This is a genomic window from Exiguobacterium sp. EF_C8 (assembly GCF_054956715.1).
The window spans coordinates 1,927,128-1,946,268 of record NZ_CM143264.1 but is presented as its reverse complement, the minus strand read 5'-3'; the positions used below and the strand labels follow the sequence as shown (position 1 = coordinate 1,946,268).

At 48.2% G+C, this 19,141-nt stretch carries 21 protein-coding genes; 19 read left to right on the top strand and 2 right to left on the bottom strand.

What is annotated here, in order from left to right; translation table 11 throughout:
• Nucleotides 1-176: 176 nt before the first annotated feature.
• From ACY2IG_RS10515 to ACY2IG_RS10490, 6 genes are all read left to right on the top strand, one after another.
• Nucleotides 177-617, top strand: a complete 441-nt coding sequence (locus ACY2IG_RS10515) for a DUF2487 family protein (protein WP_035407181.1) — start codon at nucleotides 177-179, stop codon at nucleotides 615-617.
• A gap of 104 nt (nucleotides 618-721) precedes the next feature.
• Nucleotides 722-1,228: a ubiquinol-cytochrome c reductase iron-sulfur subunit gene (locus tag ACY2IG_RS10510; protein ID WP_035396830.1), complete on the top strand. Its 507-nt coding sequence runs from the start codon at nucleotides 722-724 to the stop codon at nucleotides 1,226-1,228.
• A 3-nt stretch (nucleotides 1,229-1,231) separates the two neighbouring features.
• A complete protein-coding gene (qcrB, locus tag ACY2IG_RS10505) occupies nucleotides 1,232-1,903 on the top strand; it encodes a menaquinol-cytochrome c reductase cytochrome b subunit (RefSeq protein WP_012370658.1) in 672 nt (223 codons plus the stop codon).
• Nucleotides 1,904-1,943: 40 nt separating this feature from the next.
• Nucleotides 1,944-2,735, top strand: coding sequence for a menaquinol-cytochrome c reductase cytochrome b/c subunit (locus tag ACY2IG_RS10500; protein WP_035407183.1), 792 nt, complete (start codon nucleotides 1,944-1,946; stop codon nucleotides 2,733-2,735).
• A gap of 54 nt (nucleotides 2,736-2,789) precedes the next feature.
• Entirely contained in the window at nucleotides 2,790-3,392 is a 603-nt protein-coding gene (locus ACY2IG_RS10495; protein ID WP_035407193.1) for a DUF1405 domain-containing protein, read from the top strand.
• 44 nt (nucleotides 3,393-3,436) lie between these two features.
• Entirely contained in the window at nucleotides 3,437-4,117 is a 681-nt protein-coding gene (locus ACY2IG_RS10490) for a zinc metallopeptidase (RefSeq protein WP_035407205.1), read from the top strand.
• Between the two features lie 41 nt (nucleotides 4,118-4,158).
• Here ACY2IG_RS10490 and ACY2IG_RS10485 read toward each other — a convergent pair whose 3' ends face one another.
• Nucleotides 4,159-5,046 (bottom strand): YitT family protein, encoded by an 888-nt coding sequence (locus ACY2IG_RS10485; protein WP_035407218.1) that lies wholly within the window; start codon nucleotides 5,044-5,046, stop codon nucleotides 4,159-4,161.
• A gap of 170 nt (nucleotides 5,047-5,216) precedes the next feature.
• Here ACY2IG_RS10485 and bshA point away from each other — a divergent pair, with 170 nt between their 5' ends.
• The 13 genes from bshA to nth all read left to right on the top strand — a co-directional run bounded on the left by bshA (nucleotide 5,217) and on the right by nth (nucleotide 18,166).
• The gene (gene bshA, locus ACY2IG_RS10480) at nucleotides 5,217-6,359 is read left to right on the top strand and encodes an N-acetyl-alpha-D-glucosaminyl L-malate synthase BshA (protein ID WP_035407220.1); all 1,143 of its coding nucleotides are present in this window, start codon (nucleotides 5,217-5,219) and stop codon (nucleotides 6,357-6,359) included.
• Nucleotides 6,346-7,479, top strand: coding sequence for a CCA tRNA nucleotidyltransferase (locus ACY2IG_RS10475; RefSeq protein ID WP_462617909.1), 1,134 nt, complete (start codon nucleotides 6,346-6,348; stop codon nucleotides 7,477-7,479). Before bshA ends, ACY2IG_RS10475 begins: the two co-directional genes overlap by 14 nt.
• Nucleotides 7,449-8,420, top strand: coding sequence for a biotin--[acetyl-CoA-carboxylase] ligase (locus ACY2IG_RS10470; protein WP_290751195.1), 972 nt, complete (start codon nucleotides 7,449-7,451; stop codon nucleotides 8,418-8,420). Before ACY2IG_RS10475 ends, ACY2IG_RS10470 begins: the two co-directional genes overlap by 31 nt.
• Nucleotides 8,421-8,668: 248 nt before the next feature.
• On the top strand, nucleotides 8,669-9,508 hold the full coding sequence (gene panB / locus ACY2IG_RS10465; RefSeq protein WP_035407228.1) for a 3-methyl-2-oxobutanoate hydroxymethyltransferase: 840 nt from the start codon (nucleotides 8,669-8,671) through the stop codon (nucleotides 9,506-9,508).
• Nucleotides 9,505-10,335 carry a pantoate--beta-alanine ligase gene (panC, locus tag ACY2IG_RS10460; RefSeq protein ID WP_462617908.1) on the top strand — a complete coding sequence of 277 codons (831 nt, stop codon included), beginning with the start codon at nucleotides 9,505-9,507 and terminating at the stop codon, nucleotides 10,333-10,335. Before panB ends, panC begins: the two co-directional genes overlap by 4 nt.
• 2 nt (nucleotides 10,336-10,337) lie before the next feature.
• Entirely contained in the window at nucleotides 10,338-10,721 is a 384-nt protein-coding gene (panD, locus tag ACY2IG_RS10455) for an aspartate 1-decarboxylase (RefSeq protein WP_029341994.1), read from the top strand.
• Between the two features lie 104 nt (nucleotides 10,722-10,825).
• On the top strand, nucleotides 10,826-13,639 hold the full coding sequence (gene dinG, locus ACY2IG_RS10450) for an ATP-dependent DNA helicase DinG (protein ID WP_308101722.1): 2,814 nt from the start codon (nucleotides 10,826-10,828) through the stop codon (nucleotides 13,637-13,639).
• A 62-nt stretch (nucleotides 13,640-13,701) separates the two neighbouring features.
• The gene (locus tag ACY2IG_RS10445) at nucleotides 13,702-13,872 is read left to right on the top strand and encodes a YpmA family protein (RefSeq protein ID WP_012370646.1); all 171 of its coding nucleotides are present in this window, start codon (nucleotides 13,702-13,704) and stop codon (nucleotides 13,870-13,872) included.
• A complete protein-coding gene (locus tag ACY2IG_RS10440) occupies nucleotides 13,869-14,336 on the top strand; it encodes a hypothetical protein (RefSeq protein WP_056062159.1) in 468 nt (155 codons plus the stop codon). The genes ACY2IG_RS10445 and ACY2IG_RS10440 overlap by 4 nt, the downstream gene beginning before the upstream one ends.
• A gap of 14 nt (nucleotides 14,337-14,350) precedes the next feature.
• Nucleotides 14,351-15,532, top strand: a complete 1,182-nt coding sequence (locus ACY2IG_RS10435) for a pyridoxal phosphate-dependent aminotransferase (protein WP_290774998.1) — start codon at nucleotides 14,351-14,353, stop codon at nucleotides 15,530-15,532.
• 20 nt (nucleotides 15,533-15,552) lie between these two features.
• A complete protein-coding gene (gene asnS / locus ACY2IG_RS10430; protein WP_462617907.1) occupies nucleotides 15,553-16,851 on the top strand; it encodes an asparagine--tRNA ligase in 1,299 nt (432 codons plus the stop codon).
• A gap of 75 nt (nucleotides 16,852-16,926) precedes the next feature.
• A complete protein-coding gene (locus tag ACY2IG_RS10425; RefSeq protein ID WP_023468616.1) occupies nucleotides 16,927-17,505 on the top strand; it encodes a DnaD domain-containing protein in 579 nt (192 codons plus the stop codon).
• 4 nt (nucleotides 17,506-17,509) lie between these two features.
• Nucleotides 17,510-18,166, top strand: a complete 657-nt coding sequence (nth, locus tag ACY2IG_RS10420; protein ID WP_023468615.1) for an endonuclease III — start codon at nucleotides 17,510-17,512, stop codon at nucleotides 18,164-18,166.
• Between the two features lie 39 nt (nucleotides 18,167-18,205).
• Here nth and ACY2IG_RS10415 read toward each other — a convergent pair whose 3' ends face one another.
• On the bottom strand, nucleotides 18,206-19,096 hold the full coding sequence (locus tag ACY2IG_RS10415) for a DUF3800 domain-containing protein (protein ID WP_462617906.1): 891 nt from the start codon (nucleotides 19,094-19,096) through the stop codon (nucleotides 18,206-18,208).
• Nucleotides 19,097-19,141: the final 45 nt, after the last annotated feature.

Here is a 19,141-nt window from a genome sequence, read left to right as displayed (position 1 = left end):
ACTCTATTGCTTATAACAGGCGATAGAGTCTTTTTCGTATGTGAAGATTTGTGCAAAATATGAAGAAAAATAGGGTGGAATTTCATAAAACGTTCACATTAAGAGAGCAGGAGGAAATGTGGATATGATACATTAAATGTGACGAATTGTAAGTAAGAAAGAAAGGGGGAAATGACTTGCGTTTCAAACCATCCGACGTACAGCGGACACGAAGCGAGCAAGCGTATATCGACACGCTAATCGTGCCTTTGCTTCCGATCGGTTTCGATGAGGCGATGCATGCTTATGCGGAATGCGCAGACATGACATTGACGGTGGCGTCCGAAGTCGAACGCCAGCTATCTGGACGGGCGTTGCTCTTACCTGCCATGACCTACATCGATGTACCGTCGATCGAACAGTTGGAAGGATGGCGTCAAGCGGCTGCTTCCGGGCAATTCCGTTTCATCACCTTCATCACCGCTGATTTAAGGTGGAAGGAGACTGCCGCAGAAGAGATTATCTACGTGCCACGTCTAGCTCTTGAGACGATGAGTCGTGACCAACAAGGTCAGATGGTCGGGAATTTTGTTGGACAAGTTCTCGAACAGTTAGGAAACCGTTGGACCGCGCTATGAAGCGGTTGACGCAATGATTTTATTAAGATACTATTACCATGTGAGAAATTTGTGTGAAGTACTGTCGTCTTGGGGCACAGCGTACATCACAAGGGGGGATCGAGATGGCTCAAAACGGGTCTAACGTAACACGTCGTCAATTCTTGACGTATACATTGACAGGCGTCGGCGGTTTCATGGCTGCGACAATGGTCATGCCGATGGTCAACTTCGCAGTTGATCCAGTCCTGAAGAAATCAGGAGCAGGCGATAAAGTAAAAGTAATGAAGTTGTCGGATATCACGACAGAACCAAAACGGGTCGACTTCAAGAAACAAACGCAAGATGCGTGGTATGAGTTCGAAGAAACGTTGTCGGCTTGGGTGTTCAAAGATGATAAGGGAGAAATTTTGGCCCTTTCACCGATTTGTAAACACTTAGGTTGCCAAGTCAGCTTCGGCGCAGATCCAACGCACCCGGAGCAATTCTATTGCCCATGTCACTTCGGACGGTATACGAAGGATGGCACGAACGTACCTGGTACGCCTCCAACGAAACCACTCGATGAGTATGAAATGCAACAGAAAGATGGTTACCTCTACCTTGGTAAACCAGTCGAAAGAGGTGCGTAAGCGATGATGCAAAAAATCTATGATTGGATTGATGAGCGCGTTGATATTACGCCGCTCTGGCGAGACATCGCTGATCATGAAGTACCGGAGCACGTCAACCCGGCACATAACTTTTCAGCTTTCGTTTATTGTTTTGGCGGATTGACGTTCTTTACGATCGTCATCCAGATTCTTTCGGGGATGTTCTTGACGATGTATTATGTACCGGACATCATCAACGCACACGCGTCCGTCTACTATCTACAAAACGAAGTCGCACACGGACAAATCGTTCGTGGTATGCACCACTGGGGTGCGTCTGTCGTTATCGTAATGTTGTTCCTACATACATTACGTGTCTTCTTCACTGGTTCATACAAAAAACCACGTGAATTGAACTGGGTCGTCGGAGTTCTCTTGTTCTTCGTCGTCTTAGCTCTCGGTCTGACAGGATACCTATTGCCTTGGGACATGAAAGCGTTGTTCGCGACAAAAGTTACGATTCAGATTGCTGAAAGTATCCCGGTCATCGGTGGTATCGCGAAGACCCTCCTTGCGGGTGGAGAAATCGTCGGCGCAAGTACAATCGCTCGATTCTTTGCGATTCACGTCTTCTTCCTTCCTGCAGCATTGTTCGTCTTGCTCGGGGCCCACTTCATGATGATCCGTAAACAAGGGATCTCTGGACCACTTTAAACCGACTATCATCTAGACAACAAAAAAGGGGGAGAACACGATGCATCGTGGTAAAGGAATGAAATTCGTCACCGATTCACGGGTGTCGATCAATAACCGGATGCCGAACAAGTCAAAAGACTATTCGGAATATCCAGGTCGAACGGAAGCGTTCTGGCCGAACTTCTTACTTCGCGAATGGATGGTTGGAGCGGTCTTCTTGATCGGCTTCATGACTCTGACAATCGTAGAAGCAGCACCACTTCAAAACATTGCCGATCCGACGAATACGTCGTACATTCCACTTCCGGACTGGTACTTCCTATTCCTCTATCAGCTCTTGAAATACCAATTCGCTGCAGGTCCATACATCTTGATGGGAACAGTCATCCTTCCAGGTCTTGCGTTCACAGCACTTCTCGTCGCGCCATGGCTCGACCAAGGTCTTGAACGCCGTCCTGCGAAACGGCCAGTCGCCGTCAGCATGATGCTCCTCGCAGTCGTCTCGATCGTCTTCTTGACATGGGAATCTGTTCAAACGACACACTGGGATACCATCCACAAGCAAGGTGAGTTGACGATGAACGAAGGACCAAAAATTGATACATCGGCAAAAGGATACGAAATTTATTCGAACCAGTCATGTGTCAACTGTCATGGTAAGAACCTCGAAGGTGGAGCAGCAGCTCCAGCGCTCGTCGGAACGAAAAAGACTGAAAAAGAGATTTATGATATCGCAGTCAAAGGTGTCGGTTCGATGCCGGCTGGTCAGTTCAAAGGCTCAGATGCCGATCATAAAGAACTTGCGAAATTCATCGCTTCATACGGTGAAGGCGGCGAAAACAATAAATAAGCCAAAAGCCGGGGGAGCAATCCTCCGGCTTTTGTCGATGATGAGGTGAAACGATTGCAAGGAATATTTACTTTACTCCGTCATAAAGCCGTGCTTTGGATCGTCGGATTGATCAACTTAGCAGGCACCTTATACGGCTACTACTGGTATGAACCACAACTCGCGACATCGAAGTGGTACTTCTATCCGTTCATTCCGGATAGCCCAACCGCATCGCTGTTCTTTACGATCATCGTTTTTCTATGGATTTTCGGACGACGTTCCCGCTTGTTTGAAGCGCTCGCATTCGTGACATTGATCAAATATGGTGTCTGGGCGGTCGTCATGAATGCCTTGATGTTGAACGAACTCGGCACATCAAACGCCTACTTAACAACGATGGCACTGATGCTGATGGTGTCGCACGGAGCGATGGCGTTTCAGGCGTTGTTATTCAGTCCTTTGATGACATTTCGCATCAAGGAACTTGTTCTCGTTGCGATTTGGGTCGTTCATAACGATGTCGTCGATTATGTCCTTGGGCAATGGCCCCGCTACCCGGCGCTTGCAGAGCACATCAAATGGATCGGATACGGTTCTTTCTGGTTGACTGGATTATGTCTTTTGATGGGATATCTGTTTGTCGCACGCGATTCAATTGACAATAAGGTCGCTTGAACATAAAATAGACCTATAAACAAAAAAGAAAGGAACGATGTCTCGTGGCAAACTATTTGATTTATCTCGCGATCATCATGATCGTCCCGATTTGGGCTCAGATGCGGGTGCGGAGCACCTATAAAAAATATCAAGATGTTCCGATTCAGAGTGGGGTGACAGGAGCACAGGTCGCTGACTTCATCATGAAGCAGAACGGGATTACGAACGTCCGGCTCGAGCCGATTGGTGGAACGATGTCCGATCATTATGATCCGACAAATAAAGTCGTCCGGCTTTCAGAAGACGTCTATTACGGTTCGACGGTCTCAGCCGTTTCGATTGCGGCACACGAAATTGGTCACGTCATCCAAGATGCGACGGATTATAACATGATGCGTGTCCGGCACCGCATTGCACCTGTCGCCTCAATCACGTCGAACTTATCGTTCCCTCTGTTGTTGATTGGTCTATTCGCTGGGTTCACTGGTCTTGCGATGCTAGGTGTCGTCCTGATGCTTGGAGCGGTCATCTTCCAACTCGTCACGTTACCGGTCGAGTTCGATGCTTCGAACCGAGCAATGGCGCAATTGACAGATCACGGAATCATCGACGCGGAAGAAGAACGTGGTTCACGCCGTGTCTTGAACGCAGCCGCTTGGACATACGTCGCGGCAACACTCGTTGCCGTCGCCGAGTTCCTTCGTCTCGCACTAATCGTCTTCAACCCGTCAAGTGATGACTAAAACGAAAAACACGGATCGCTCAAACGAGCGATCCGTGTTTTTTACGTTTCTTTGATCGGAATCCGATTCTCATCGAACGTGAAACCTTCCCCCGTCACCTCATAGACATCATGCAAGGTGATGAAGGCATGCTGATCGACACTTTTAACGAGTGTCTTCAAGCGATTGATCTCGTTTCGAGCGACGACGACATATAATACTTCGAGGTCGCGTCCCGAGTATCCACCCTTCGCAATCAGACGGGTCGTACCTCGGTTCATCGTCGCATGGATGCCGTCCGCGATCTCCGTCCGGTGGTCACTGATGATCATCGCCGCTTTACCAGCGTAAGTGCCTTCTTGCATCCAATCGATGACACGGGCACCGACGTAGACGGCAAGTAACGTATACATTGCCTGCTTATAATCGAGATACGTCAAAGAAGCAACGATGACGAAGAAGTCAAAGACTAAGAACGTTCGACCGATCGACCAACCAAAGTAGCGTTTCGTCAGACGCGCGATGATATCGACACCACCCGTCGTTCCGCCATTGTTGAAAATGATTCCGAGTCCCACCCCGATGAACACACCTGCAAACAGGGCAGCAAGGACCATGTCTTCTCGTAAATCAATCACGAGTGGTGAATACTTCGCAATCACTCCGTACCAAAAGGAAAAACTGAATGTACCAATCAACGTATAGACGAACGTCGTTCGCCCTAAAATCTTATAGCTGACGAAAAAGAGAGGAACGTTCAGCACTAAGTTCGTGATCGATGGTGATAACCCGAACAGTCCTTTTAGAATCAGCGTGATTCCGGTGAAACCGCCCTCTGCCAATTCGTTTTGGACGTTAAAATGATAAATACCAAAAGCAAAGATGAATGACCCGACTAAAATCCAGAGAATGTTCTGAACCCGAATCGGAAACTGGAATGGAGGTGCCATTTCCGTGTGCTCCTTTCAAATCAAGACTCTTTCTCTAGGGTAACGGCACGGTCGGAAAAAGACTAGCTTTTCCTACGAAAATCAGTCGAAAAGTGATCAGTATGGTCATTCTGATCGATATTGCTTAGAATAGAGACGAATAGAAGTCATAAAGAGAGTGTGGTTTTATCATGAAAAAAGCAATTGGGATTCTCTGTTATCCATCAGTCGGCGGTAGTGGGGTTGTCGCGACTGAACTTGGTATGAAGCTAGCAGATCGTGGACATGACGTTCACTTCATTACATCGAGCATGCCGTTTCGGCTGACGGAATATCGACCAAACATCACGGTCCATTTGGTTGAGGTCAACCAGTATTCTGTTTTTAAATATCCACCCTATGACATTACGTTAGCGTCAAAAGTCGCAGAAATCATTGATTTATTCGATCTCGATGTGATCCACGCCCATTACGCTGTTCCGCATGCCGTTTGTGCAGAACTCGGACGAAACATGGCGAAGAAAAAAGGCGTCGCCGTCGTCACGACATTACATGGAACAGACATCACCGTCATCGGTCAGGACTTAGAGATGCAACCGGCCATTCGGTATGGTATCGAACAATCGGATGCGGTCACGGCTGTTTCTGAGAGTCTTGCGCTTGAGACGAATGCGACACTTAACGCCCATTACGACATCGATGTCATCGCGAACTCGATTGATGAGAGTGTCTATTATCCGATGCGGGATGAACGATTGAAGCGGCATTACGGTATCGAATCGGATGAAGTCGTCGTCATCCATATCTCGAACTTCCGACCGGTCAAACGAATTGACGATACAGTCGCGGCATTCGCAATCGCGGCAAAAGATCGGAAGATGCGTCTGTTGCTCGTCGGAGATGGTCCAGAGATGGGACAAACGAGACGGCGTGCGAAGGAACTTGGCATTGACGACAAAGTCATTTTCGCTGGTAAACAGGAACATGTCGCGCAGCTGCTCGCCATCAGTGACATTCATGTGTTGCTGTCGGAAAAAGAAGCGTTTGGACTCGTCGTCCTCGAGGCGATGGCAATTGGTGTCCCAAGTGTCGTCTCGACAGCGGGTGGATTACCAGAAGTCATTCAGGACGGCGTGACAGGATATATCGTTCCGACTTACGACGTTAAGGTCGCTGCGGCGCGCATCGGTGAACTTGCGGATGATCCGTTGTTACGAGAACGGATGGCAGAAGAGGGTATTCGCGATACTCGTCGTCGTTTTGATTCGAATGAGATCGTCCGTCGTTATGAACAAGTCTATGAACGGGTGTGTGCGCGTCATGAACTTGCTTGAAGGCGCGCATCATATCATTCAGACGATCGAACAAGCGGGTGGTGAGGCTTATATCGTTGGTGGTGCCGTTCGCGACATGTTACTCGACCGGACACCAGGAGACTATGATTTAGCGAGTTCGATGTTACCGGAACAGATCATCGACTTATTCCCTGTCGTCATTCCGACAGGGCTCGAGCATGGAACCGTAACGGTTGTTCTCAACCACGTACCGTACGAAATCACGACGTTCCGCTCGGAAGCAACCTATAGCGATCGTAGGCGACCGGATGCGGTGACGCTTGGCGTTAGTTTGGAAGAGGATTTGACCCGGCGTGATTTTACGATCAACGCGATGGCACTCAGACCATCCGGACGTGTGGATTTGTTCGGCGGAGCGCGCGACATCGAAGAGCGGATCATCCGCACGGTCGGTGAACCAGTCGAACGTTTTAATGAAGATGCACTCCGTATGATGCGGGCGTTCCGCTTTATGAGTCAACTTGATTTTTCGCTTGAGGAGACGACCGAGCAAGCAATCTTTGAACTCGCTCCGCATCTAGAGGCCGTTGCGATTGAGCGGATCGCGACCGAGTTTGAGAAACTCTTACTTGGTCCAGGGAAACAGCAGGCGTTACAGGCGATGCTCCGGACAGGGATCGAACGCTATCTACCCGGCATGACTTCAGAAATCTTCGAGAGACTCGCCAAGCAATCGTTTCGGGGTGTTTCAAAGGATGCCGTCTGGACACTCGTACTTGATGCCGGTCTAACGCGCGATCAATTGACACGCTGGAAACGATCGAAACATCAAATGCAGCTCGCTGTGCGTTTAGTCCCTCTGTTATACCGACCGTTACAGGACTGGGATCGTTATCAATTGTCGGATGAAGAACTGGCGATTCTGCGGGAGATGACTGGAATGGATTATCCGGATCGATCGGATTTACCGATTCGCGGTCGCAAAGAGCTCGCTGTTGACGGAAAAGACATGATTCGTCTTGGTCTTCGAAAGCAACAGATTAAAGAAGCACTCTTGCACTTGGAGTACAGCGTCGTCATACGGTCTTGTCCAAACGACCGAACGGTATTGATGAAGGAGGTAGAGCGATGGCACACACAGTCCGAGAACAAATCTTGATAGCACTGCGCAAGCGGACGTGGTATTCCGGACAGGAATTAGCGGAGACACTAAATATTTCACGTACCGCTATTTGGAAACATATGCAAACCTTAAAGGAAGAAGGATACCAGATCATCTCCAATAAAAAACAAGGCTATCAATTGGTCGATGAAGGTGACTTGTTGACACCGATTGCAATTGAGCACGGATTAACAACAGTGCGTTTCGGTCGACACATCCTTCATTTCGAAGAACTGGACACGACGCAACGGATCGCACATGAACAAGCACAACAGCAGGCGCAGGAGGGAACACTTGTCGTATGTGATCATCAGACGAATGGTCGCGGACAACTGGGACGGACTTGGCATGAGGCGAAGAATGAGGGGATCGCGATGAGTTTGCTCGTCCGCCCGGATGTACCGATGCACCAAGCGGGACAATTGACGCTCGTAGCAGGTATTGCGCTTGCGCAGTCTCTCCGGACATTCGATGTTCCGGTTACAATCAAATGGCCGAATGATATCTTGATCAACGGTCGCAAGGTAGCTGGCATCTTAACAGAGATGCAGACCGAGGCAGACCGGATCAGTTCAGTCATCATCGGCATCGGAATCAACGTGCATCATGAACAGTTTCCGGAAGGGATCAAAGATCGTGCTACCTCACTTGTCCGAGAATCAGGAAGAACTTTCCGACGTGCGGAAGTCGTCGCAGCTTTTTTGAATCGATTTGAACGACTATATACGCAGTGGGTCGAGCTAGGGTTCGGACCTTTCGTATTCGAATGGGAAACACTCGCTGATCGCCTACATGAACAAGTGACGCTACGGACACGTCAAGCGACCGCTTCCGGAACATTGCTCGGTATTGACGAGACGGGAACGATCCGGATTGAGACGGATGCAGGCGAGACCCGTTTCCATTCGGCAGAGCTGATTTACTGGGAAAAAGAATGAGGATTTAAATCAGACGGTTTGCAGAGAGCTTTTCCCGTCATGTATAATAAAGCCACGGATGGTATCCGCTCGTCGGAATCATACCGAATCGACAGGTGCCAGTTTTAGCTGTTTCAACTGCCTTGATCTTAACGGACAGGGACAGAAGGACGATATTCAATTATTCCGCCTTCTTTTCCGCATGCGTTTATTTTGGAGAAGAAGGCGTTTTCCTTTTGTCCTCCCTACACACGTAAGGAGAGAACACGATGCACACAATGGGTCCATTATTAAAAAAACAACAAGCTGGAGAGAAGCTCGTCATGTTGACGGCGTATGATTATCCTTCAGCAAAATTATCAGAGGCAGCAGGGGTAGATATGTTACTCGTCGGGGACTCCCTCGGAAACGTCATCCTCGGCTATGACTCAACGATTGCCGTCACGGTCGACGACATGGTCCACCATGCGCGTGCTGTTCGCCGTGGCGCACCACAGACGTTCATGATCGTCGATATGCCGTTCGCAAGTTATCATGGTTCATTTGATCGCACGCTTGAATCAGCGGCCCGTATTTTCCAAGAATCACAGGCGGATGCTTTGAAACTAGAAGGGGCAGGGGAGATCTTAAAAACGATTCGTCGTTTGACGGACGCTGGGATGCCTTGCGTCGCACATCTCGGACTAACACCACAATCCGTTGGAGTTCTTGAAGGATTCAAGGTCCAAGGGAAATCACTAGAAGCAGCCGAACAACTGATTGCAGATAGTTTGGAAGCAGAGCGTGCCGGAGCGAAAATGCTTGTCCTTGAGTGTGTGCCGCATCCGCTCGCGAAACGAATTCAAGAGCTCCTCTCGATTCCCGTCATCGGCATCGGAGCCGGTGCAGATGTCGCCGGTCAAGTACTTGTCTATCATGATATCTTGACGTATGGCGTCGGACGTTTACCGAAGTTCGTCAAAGCGTATACGGACTGGAATACTTCAGGAACAGAAGCAATCGCTGCTTACGTCAAAGATGTCAAGGCCGGTGCTTTCCCTGAACTTGCACATTCGTTCCAGATGGACGAGGAACTGATCGGTGCGCTTTATGGAGGAAACAAGGAATGAAGATTGTTCAAGATATTCAGACGTTACGAGAACGTCTAGCGGGAGCCGGTTCAATCGGATTTGTACCGACGATGGGTTTCCTGCACGAAGGGCATGCCTCATTGCTAAAACAAGCACGACAAGAGAATGATGTCGTCGTCTTAAGTATTTTCGTCAACCCGACACAATTCGGACCAAACGAAGATTTGGATCGTTATCCACGAGACGTGGAACACGACCAGAAGATCGCGGAGGAAGAAGGTGTCGATTATCTGTTTTATCCGACGAACGAGACGATGTATCCGCTTGATATGGCACGGGTCACAGTACGGTCTGGTGATGATGTCTTATGCGGAGCGTCACGACCAGGACATTTTGACGGTGTCTTGACGGTCGTCAGTAAACTATTGAATGTCGTTCATCCAACGCGTGCGTATTTTGGTTTAAAGGATGCACAGCAACTCGCCTTGATCGAAGCGTACGTCGCTGATTACTTCGTTCCGGTTGAAATCGTCCGTTGCCCAATCATTCGCGAAGCGGATGGTCTAGCGAAATCGTCACGAAATGTCTATCTTTCGGAGACGGAACGCACGCAAGCACCGGGAATTCAACAGGCGTTGCAACAAGCGAAACAAGCACTCGATCAAGGAGTGCCTGTTGAAAAGGTTCTCGAACAGACGCGCGCAGCACTTCAATTTGAGGGGACGACGATTGATTACGTCGAAGCTGTCGACTATCCATCACTACGACCTGCCACTGAACAAACGACTACGATTCTCTTAGCTGTTGCCGTGCAGTTCGCATCGGCACGTTTAATCGATAATTTACTATATACGAGAGGAGTATGACGATGTTACGCACATTCATGCATGCTAAACTACACAAGGCCCGGGTCACCGAGGCAAACTTACACTACGTTGGGTCGATTACGATTGATGAGGATTTACTCGATGCTGTCGGGATCCTTGAAAATGAAAAAGTCCAAGTGACGAACAATCAGAATGGTGCGCGGATTGAAACGTATGCGATTAAAGGGGCTCGCGGCTCAGGTGTCATCTGTTTGAACGGTGCTGCAGCACGCCATTTTCAAGTTGGAGATGAGGTCATTATCATGGCGTATGCGCAATTGTCGACGGAAGAAATTGCGACACATGTCCCAAAAGTGGCTGTTCTAAATGAGCAGAATGACATCAAACAAATGTTGTCTCAAGAAATCGCCCACACGATCTTATGAAATTTTAGAGACCCGATTATGTCAGCGGGTCTCTTTTTTGTTAAGATGAAGAATGAGATGCCATCCAATCATGGATAGGATGGATTAAAGGTGGAGGATCAGTGTTGAAGAAAAAGTACGTCGTAGTCGACCTGGAAACGACAGGTCATTCCATAAAGGCTGGCGATGAGATGATTGAGATCGGAATGGCGGTCATTGAAGATGGACAGTTGACAGAACAACTGTCTGCATTCGTCCGTCCGACCCAACCGATTCCTCCATTCATTTCCCAGTTGACGGGCATCACGGATAAAGATGTCAAAGATGCCGAGACGTTCGATGTCATCGCACCACGAGTTTTATCATTGCTCGATGGTGGCGTCTTCGTCGCACATAATGTGCAGTTCGATTTAAACTTCTTAAACGATGCGTTAGAAGAAGAAGGATACTTGCCGTACACAGGTCCCGTCATTGATACGGTAGAACTTGCGCGAATCTTACTTCCAACAGCAGAAAGCCATGCGTTGTCGCATCTGTCAGAATCATTGCATCTTGCTCATCAAGAAGCACATCGGGCAGGAAGTGATGCTTCGGCGACGGCTGAATTGTTACTTGAACTACTCAAGCGACTACATACGTTGCCGCTCGAGACATTAAAACATCTCAGACGGTTATCACCACGTCTATTTAGTGCCATCGAAGAGGAAATCGACCATGCGATTCGTTTAGTCGGCATCGAAGAGGATGAGCGATTCGATCGTTTTCGTAAAATCGCTTTGAAAAAGCGTCAGACAATAGAACGTTTGTCACATCCGCCCATTCTTGAACCGTTCGGACCGTTCGTTGATGAATTGAATGCCGTGACGTTCCCTCGTCTATTTGAAGGATATGAAGAACGGCGTGGGCAGCTCGAGATGATGCGTCATGTCTATCAGTCGCTCGATCAAGAAACGCCGTTACTTGTCGAAGCGGGAACAGGGACCGGGAAATCGCTCGGTTATCTCGTGCCAGCAGCGCATTACGCGCTCGAACATGAAGTCCCGATCGTCGTCAGTACGCACACGATTCAATTGCAGGAGCAATTGTTCGCGCGTGATTTACCGCTCTTGCGTCAGCTGTTCGAGGCACCGGTCCAGATTGCATTGCTTAAAGGACGAAGTAACTATATCGATTTACGGAAATTCGAGTTTTTCTTGAATGATCAAGAGGATGTCTATAACTTTACGCTCGCGAAAGCGATTCTTCTCGTATGGTTGACGGAGACGGAAACAGGAGATTTAGAGGAAGTCAGCTTACCGGGTGGTGCAGCGCAAGGCAATATCGGAATCAAGCAATTGATTCAATCCGATAGTCAATCGCAGCTTGGACGGTTTGATCCCTGGTACAGTCGGGACTTCTTCCAGCATGCGATTCGCCAAGCGAAAGATGCGACGATTATCGTCACGAACCATGCGTTGTTGTTTAGTGATCTGCAGTTCGAAGCAGGGGTCTTACCGAAAGGAAGCCCGTTGATTCTCGACGAGGCACACCAAATCGAAGAAGTCGCGAGCCATCATTTTGGTCTCGTTTTTGATGGTCATACGTTTGATCGTCTGTTCCGCCAACTCGGGTATTCATCTGACAAAAAATTATTGCACCGTTTGCTTGATCTGTCGGAAGAATGGGATATTGCCGAGATGGTTGAAGCCCATAGTGAGACGGTCGATGAAGCACTGACGACGTTGCTCGAAGAAGCGGACGGCCTACTGATGATCGTTCAAGCATATGGGCTCGAACTGGCTTCCCGCAAAGCACGACGGGAAGGAATGGTCAGCATTCGCTTTAAGCGACTTGATCGTTCGATGCGTGCCGTCCAAGAGAGTGCCAAGCGGGTTGAATTGGTGTTGCGGCGTTTGCGTCAAGCAATTCGTGCGATTCATAAACTGTTCCATGAACATCGGGAGCAAATGAGTTATCGGGAGCGTTCGCTCGTCGCGGATTTAAAAGCGATCACGGCACAAATCGAAGAAGCAGAGCTCGCGATCTTCGAGACGATGCTTGCTCCGCACGATGAGACGGTATCTTGGATCGAGACGTCCGTTAAGAACCGGAAGCTAACACGCGTATACACACAACCAATTGATATTTCAGAGCGATTACGACGCGATGTCTTTTCAAAACGCACGTGTATCCTGACGTCTGCGACGTTGACTGTCTCGAACAAATTCCAATTCATTGAGAACCGATTAGGACTCGATGCTTTTGAGACTCGTCGTTTCGTCGTGCCGTCGCCGTTCGGATATGCCGATAATGTGCGACTGATGATTCCGACGGATCTCCCACTCTTACAGGATGTGCCATTGCCAGAATTCGCGGAGACGATTGCGGAAGCAATCTTACAAATCGCAGAGGTGACGGAGGGACGGATGCTTGTCTTATTTACCTCGAACGACTTGCTACGACTGACGCATGAGGCGACGAAGCCGTTGCTGCCAGACCGGTTTACATTACTCTCGCAAGGGGTCACGCAAGGTTCACGGCAACGACTGATGAAACAGTTCAAGCAACTCGATGCCTGTATCTTGTTCGGGACGGCTAGTTTTTGGGAAGGGGTCGATATCCCGGGAGATGATCTCAGTTGTCTCGTCATCGTCCGCCTACCATTCGCGCCACCAGATCAACCAATTGTCCAAGCACGCTCGGAACGGATCGAAAAACTCGGAAAATCATCATTTTTCGAATACAGCCTACCGCAAGCAATCATTCGCTTTAAACAAGGGTTTGGTCGCTTGATCCGGACGACGAACGATCGTGGTGTTGTCTTCGTGCTCGATCGCCGGATTGAGACGACGAGATACGGAAAACGATTCGTTACGAGTCTGCCGAAAGTGCCTGTTTTATCAAAACCGCTTGATGAACTGACCGCAGAACTTGAATTGTTCTTGAATGATGGCGATTGAGTCTATTCAGATAAACCCTATCGCATTATAATAGATAGAGAAAAATGAGGGAGGACATACAGATGGATTCAAAAATTGAAACACTTGCGACCGTCAAAGTGAACCGCCATGACGATACGTATAAAATCGTCGACTTATTGAACCGGACGCTGAAAACGGAAGATTTAATGTTCGGTCTTGCTCTCGATGAAAAAGACAAGGAGCAGATGGTTTTCACCATCTATCGCACATGAAGTGGAAAGTCACGCTTGCTCTACTGAGTGCACTCCTCATCTTGGCTGTTCTTGGAACAGCTGTTTATCAGGTGACGATCGCTGAGGCAAAAGACCGAGAACAGAGCGTCGCGGAACAAGCAGAGACGCGTCTGAAAAAAGAACTAAAGCCGACAGACGTCCGGTTCGAATCTGTCTTTAGCGGAAAACGCCAATATGTCGTTTTTACGATGAAGCAGAGTGGACAGGCGGTACGGGCGTTTGTTCCGGAAAAAGGAACGATTGAGACGCGACCAGTTGCTGATGGTATTGCCATTAAAACGGTCATCGCGGATCATCCGGAACTCGGAGATATCGTGTCTGCTAAATACGGTTTTGAGGACCGTGCTGTCATTGAGATCGTTTCAAAGACGAAGACAGGCTATGATTATTCGTATTACACGTATCAAGAAGGTTCTTTCATCAAACGATTACGAATTAAGTAAAGGGAGTGGGCGACATGTTATCGAAACGCGTACGACAATTGACACCATCTACGACTCTAGCCATCACTGCGAAAGCTAAGGCACTACGTGAAGAAGGTCAAGACATCATCGGTTTAGGTGCGGGAGAGCCCGACTTCAATACACCGGAATTCATCATTCAAGCAGCATTCGAGGCAGCAGAAGCAGGCGATACGAAATACACGCCGTCTGGCGGAACGGTTGCCTTGAAGGATGCGATCATTGAAAAAACACGCCGTGACTTATGGATGCCATATGAACGTTCAGAAGTCATGGTCGCTTCTGGCGCAAAGCATGCGCTCTCGACATTGTTCCAAGCGATTCTCGACCCAGGCGATGAAGTCATCGTCCCAGCACCATACTGGGTCAGTTATCCAGAGCAAATTAAACTCAGTGACGGTGTCCCTGTCATTCTTGAGACGGACGAATCGTCTCGCTTCAAAGTGACACGGGAATTGCTCGAGCAACATATCACTCCGAAGACGAAAGCACTTGTCTTGAATTCACCATCGAATCCGACGGGGATGGTTTATTCGAAAGAAGAGCTTGAGATGGTAGCAGATGTTGCAATCAAGCACGATTTACTCGTCATCAGTGACGAGATTTATGAAAAGTTGCTCTATAACGGTGTGACACATATCTCGATCGCGTCCTTACCAGAAATGCGCGAACGGACGGTCATCATCAATGGTGTCTCAAAATCACATGCGATGACAGGCTGGCGGATCGGGTATGCGATTGGACCTAAAGAGATCATCGCAGCGATGACGAACTTAGCGAGCCATTCAACGTCGAATCCGACATCGATTGCGCAAGCAGCATCGGTTGCTGCGTATGCAGAGGGTGATGCACCGGTCGAAGCGATGCGTGTCATCTTTGAAGAACGACTTGAAAAAATCTACGCACGACTCATCGAGATTAAAGGATTGACGTGTCTGAAGCCGGAAGGGGCATTTTACTTGTTCCCACATGCAAAGCAAGCTGCTGAGATGTGTGGATTCGATAATGTCGATGACTGGTGTACAGCTGTTTTATCTGAAGCGAAGGTTGCCTTGATTCCAGGTTCAGGATTTGGTGCACCGGACTATGTCCGCCTATCTTATGCAACGGATCCGGCACGTGTCTTAGAAGCACTCGACCGGATTGAAGGATTCATCACGGCCCATACAGCCGTTTAATAGAGAGAGGATGTTGACTGTTGAAAACAATGATTCGGGATGTAAATAAATATGTAGGAGAAGAAGTGACGATTGGGTGTTGGTTAGCAAACAAACGCTCGAGTGGTAAAATCGCCTTCCTCCAACTTCGGGATGGCTCTGGATTCATGCAGGGTGTCGTCGTTAAAGAAACGGTCGGCGAAGACTTATTTAAACAAGCAAAAGGCTTAACACAGGAATCATCACTTTGGGTAACAGGCGTCATCAAATCAGATGGCGGTCGGACAGCGATCGGTCATGAAATGGAAATTTCAAAAATCGAAGTTATCCATGAAGCGATCGATTATCCGATTACACCAAAAGCACACGGAACGGATTTCTTGATGGATAACCGTCACCTCTGGTTACGTTCAAAGCGTCAGCATGCGGTCATGGTCGTCCGGAATGAATTGATTCGTGCGACGTATGAATTTTTCAACCAAGAAGGATTCATCAAAGTGGATCCGCCAATCTTAACAGGTAGTGCGCCAGAAGGAACAACAGAATTGTTCCATACGAAATATTTCGATGAAGATGCATACCTTTCACAATCTGGTCAGCTCTACATGGAAGCGGCAGCAATGGCACTTGGAAAGGTCTTCTCGTTCGGTCCGACGTTCCGTGCTGAAAAATCAAAAACACGTCGTCACTTGATCGAATTCTGGATGATGGAGCCGGAGATGGCATTCCACGATCACGAGATGAACCTCGAAGTCCAAGAAAATTACGTCTCGCACCTCGTGCAATCGGCACTGAAGAACTGCCGTGCGGAGCTTGAGTTGCTTGGACGTGACTTGACGGTCCTTGAAAACATTAAAGCACCGTTCCCACGCGTCAAGTATACAGAAGCAATCGACATGCTCAAAGAGCAAGGATTCGACGATATCGAATTCGGGGATGATTTTGGTGCACCACATGAGACAGCGATCGCAAACAGCTTTGCGCGCCCTGTCTTCATCACGCATTGGCCAAAAGCAATTAAGCCGTTCTACATGAAAGAAGATCCGGAAAACCCAGACTTCGTTTTATGTGATGATTTGATTGCCCCTGAAGGATACGGGGAAATCGTCGGTGGTTCACAACGTGAAGAAGATCATGAGAAACTTCTTGCTGAGATGAAGAAACATGGTCTTGATGAGACGGGTGCCTATAAATGGTATCTTGAAACACGTCAATACGGTTCTGTTCCACACAGTGGCTTCGGTCTTGGTTTAGAGCGGACAGTTGCTTGGATTACAGGCGTCGAGCACGTTCGGGAAACGATTCCGTTCCCACGTCTGCTGAACCGCCTCTATCCATAAGCAGTAAGGAAAAACATCGACCCATCGTCTCGACGGGTCGATTTCTTGTTTAGACTAGAGAATCGAGGAATTACGATGAATCATAATTTAGTGCAATTATTCGAGGAAGGGACGGTCGTCTTACCAAAACGATTGTTCACAGAGGCGAAACGATTAGGTATCAGTTTTGTCGAGTTCACGTTAATTGGTCAACTGTTTGCCTGTCGGGCGGAAGGCATGGAGATGCCGTCTCCGGAAGAGTTAAGTAATCGACTTGGACTATCAGAGACGGAAACGATCGAGACGACACTCGGTTTATTACAAAAAGGATTACTAGCGATGGAGAATGTCAACGGATCAGAACGTTATTCGCTTGTGCCACTTTACGAAAAACTGATGGCACCACCGGAACAGGAAGCACCGAACTTTGATACAATCAACCCGTCCGTCTTCCAACAGTTCGAACGGGAACTGGGCATGATGTCCCCATTTCAGATGGAGCAAATCATTCAGTGGTTGACGATCGAAAATATTTCGGAAGAGCTGGTACTTGCCGCACTTCGAGAAGCGGTCTATCATAACGTTCGCAAGATGACTTATATCAATCAAATTTTACGAACATGGGAACGCGAGGGCATCAAGACACTTGAGGATCTTGCTGGGCGAGGAGGCTGAGTAGATGTTACGGAAAGCAGAAATCGATCGGATTGAAGCGACGTTAGAAGAGATGTTTCCGGATGCATTTTGCGAGTTGATTCACCGCAATCCGTTTGAACTGGTCGTCGCGGTCGCACTGAGTGCGCAAGCGACCGACGTACTCGTCAATCAGGTGACGCCTGGATTATTTGCTGCTTATCCGGATCCTGCTTCACTTGCTGCGGCACCGGTTGAGGAAATCGAGGACAAGATCAAACGACTTGGATTATACCGGAATAAAGCAAAAAACATCAAGGCACTGGCGGCACAACTTCTTGCGCAACACGACGGTGAAGTCCCGACGGAACGAGCCGGACTTGAAGCATTACCTGGTGTCGGGCGTAAAACGGCGAACGTCGTCTTGTCTGTCGCCTTCGATGTCCCGGCATTTGCGGTTGATACACATGTCGAGCGCGTCTCGAAACGTCTCGGAATCTGTCGGTGGAAGGATAATGTCACACAGGTTGAAGCGACACTCATGCGCCGTTTCAAACGAGAACGTTGGTCAAAACTCCATCATCAATTCATCTTCTTTGGACGTTATCACTGTAAGGCACAACGTCCGAACTGTGAAGCTTGCCCGTTACTCGACATGTGTCGAGAAGGGAAAAAGCGGACAAAAGGATTAGCGACACCATAAAAAAAGTGGATCCCTATCGGATCCACTTTTTTTGAGTCATCAACCATTCCAAGGGGTATCGGACCATTCACGACGCTTTTTCGTGATCGGTACTTTTTTGAAACCCCAGTTTCGGAAATCTTGGTCCGGGCTATCGCGGCGAATGTAAATTTTATCTTTGATGGCTTTAAAAATCCGGTTTTCGTCCCCATAATGGACAAACCGTGGTTTTACCTCGATGACACCACGACGGACGCGGGACAAAGGTAAGCAGACCAAATCGGCAATCTCAAGACCAGATTGGTAGAGGTCGCTGTCTTTTTCAGCAAAGATGAAGCCCTTGATTTTTTGACGGCTTTTTTCAACGTCGAGATGGACCGTTCCTGAATTGAAGATATCGAAGAATGCCTTTTGAATCAGCAAGTTCTGATAATCATCACGACTTTCAAGCACAACACGTGCACTCGTCGCTTCTGTCTCATCAAGGAAGGAATAGAACGATTTCATCAGATGAGCGAAGGCAACGACATACGGATCCTTCGGTGTCGAGAAGAAGTCTTGCAGCTTCTGTTTATCGACTTCGACACTGACGATCGTACAATCGATATCGACTAAAAATTCCGGTAAGGCAATCCAGAAGTGACGCAACATATCGATCGTGATCCCGTCTTCTTTTCCATATGGATGTTCGGCTTTTAAAATTTCTTTGAGATGAAGCGGAATATGTGGATCCTCAAAGACTTTTGCCTTGAAGTCCATCAAACGTTGACGAAGCGGACTCGGTTCGCCCGTCTCATCCGAATCGATGGCATATTTATATTCCATCAAGACACCTGTTAGATTGAATTGTGTATTCCCCTTAGGTGTTCCTGTCTCGTCAACGAACATGACATATTTTTTAGGAACAGTGTTGTTAACCTTCGGAAACCCTTTTGTATCAACGTATTTCACGTTTTTTGTTTCTCTCTTATTCAATCAAATCTCCTCCGATTGCAC

What these genes read in the sequence shown, in the direction of transcription:
- ACY2IG_RS10510 (WP_035396830.1), top strand. Translation starts at nt 722, where the DNA reads ATGGCTCAAAACGGGTCTAACGTAACACGTCGTCAATTCTTGACGTAT.
- qcrB (WP_012370658.1), top strand. Translation starts at nt 1,232, where the DNA reads ATGATGCAAAAAATCTATGATTGGATTGATGAGCGCGTTGATATTACG.
- ACY2IG_RS10500 (WP_035407183.1), top strand. Translation starts at nt 1,944, where the DNA reads ATGCATCGTGGTAAAGGAATGAAATTCGTCACCGATTCACGGGTGTCG.
- ACY2IG_RS10485 (WP_035407218.1), bottom strand. Translation starts at nt 5,046, where the DNA reads ATGGCACCTCCATTCCAGTTTCCGATTCGGGTTCAGAACATTCTCTGG.
- bshA (WP_035407220.1), top strand. Translation starts at nt 5,217, where the DNA reads ATGAAAAAAGCAATTGGGATTCTCTGTTATCCATCAGTCGGCGGTAGT.
- ACY2IG_RS10475 (WP_462617909.1), top strand. Translation starts at nt 6,346, where the DNA reads ATGAACTTGCTTGAAGGCGCGCATCATATCATTCAGACGATCGAACAA.
- ACY2IG_RS10470 (WP_290751195.1), top strand. Translation starts at nt 7,449, where the DNA reads ATGGCACACACAGTCCGAGAACAAATCTTGATAGCACTGCGCAAGCGG.
- panB (WP_035407228.1), top strand. Translation starts at nt 8,669, where the DNA reads ATGCACACAATGGGTCCATTATTAAAAAAACAACAAGCTGGAGAGAAG.
- panC (WP_462617908.1), top strand. Translation starts at nt 9,505, where the DNA reads ATGAAGATTGTTCAAGATATTCAGACGTTACGAGAACGTCTAGCGGGA.
- panD (WP_029341994.1), top strand. Translation starts at nt 10,338, where the DNA reads ATGTTACGCACATTCATGCATGCTAAACTACACAAGGCCCGGGTCACC.
- ACY2IG_RS10445 (WP_012370646.1), top strand. Translation starts at nt 13,702, where the DNA reads ATGGATTCAAAAATTGAAACACTTGCGACCGTCAAAGTGAACCGCCAT.
- ACY2IG_RS10440 (WP_056062159.1), top strand. Translation starts at nt 13,869, where the DNA reads ATGAAGTGGAAAGTCACGCTTGCTCTACTGAGTGCACTCCTCATCTTG.
- ACY2IG_RS10435 (WP_290774998.1), top strand. Translation starts at nt 14,351, where the DNA reads ATGTTATCGAAACGCGTACGACAATTGACACCATCTACGACTCTAGCC.
- ACY2IG_RS10425 (WP_023468616.1), top strand. Translation starts at nt 16,927, where the DNA reads ATGAATCATAATTTAGTGCAATTATTCGAGGAAGGGACGGTCGTCTTA.
- nth (WP_023468615.1), top strand. Translation starts at nt 17,510, where the DNA reads ATGTTACGGAAAGCAGAAATCGATCGGATTGAAGCGACGTTAGAAGAG.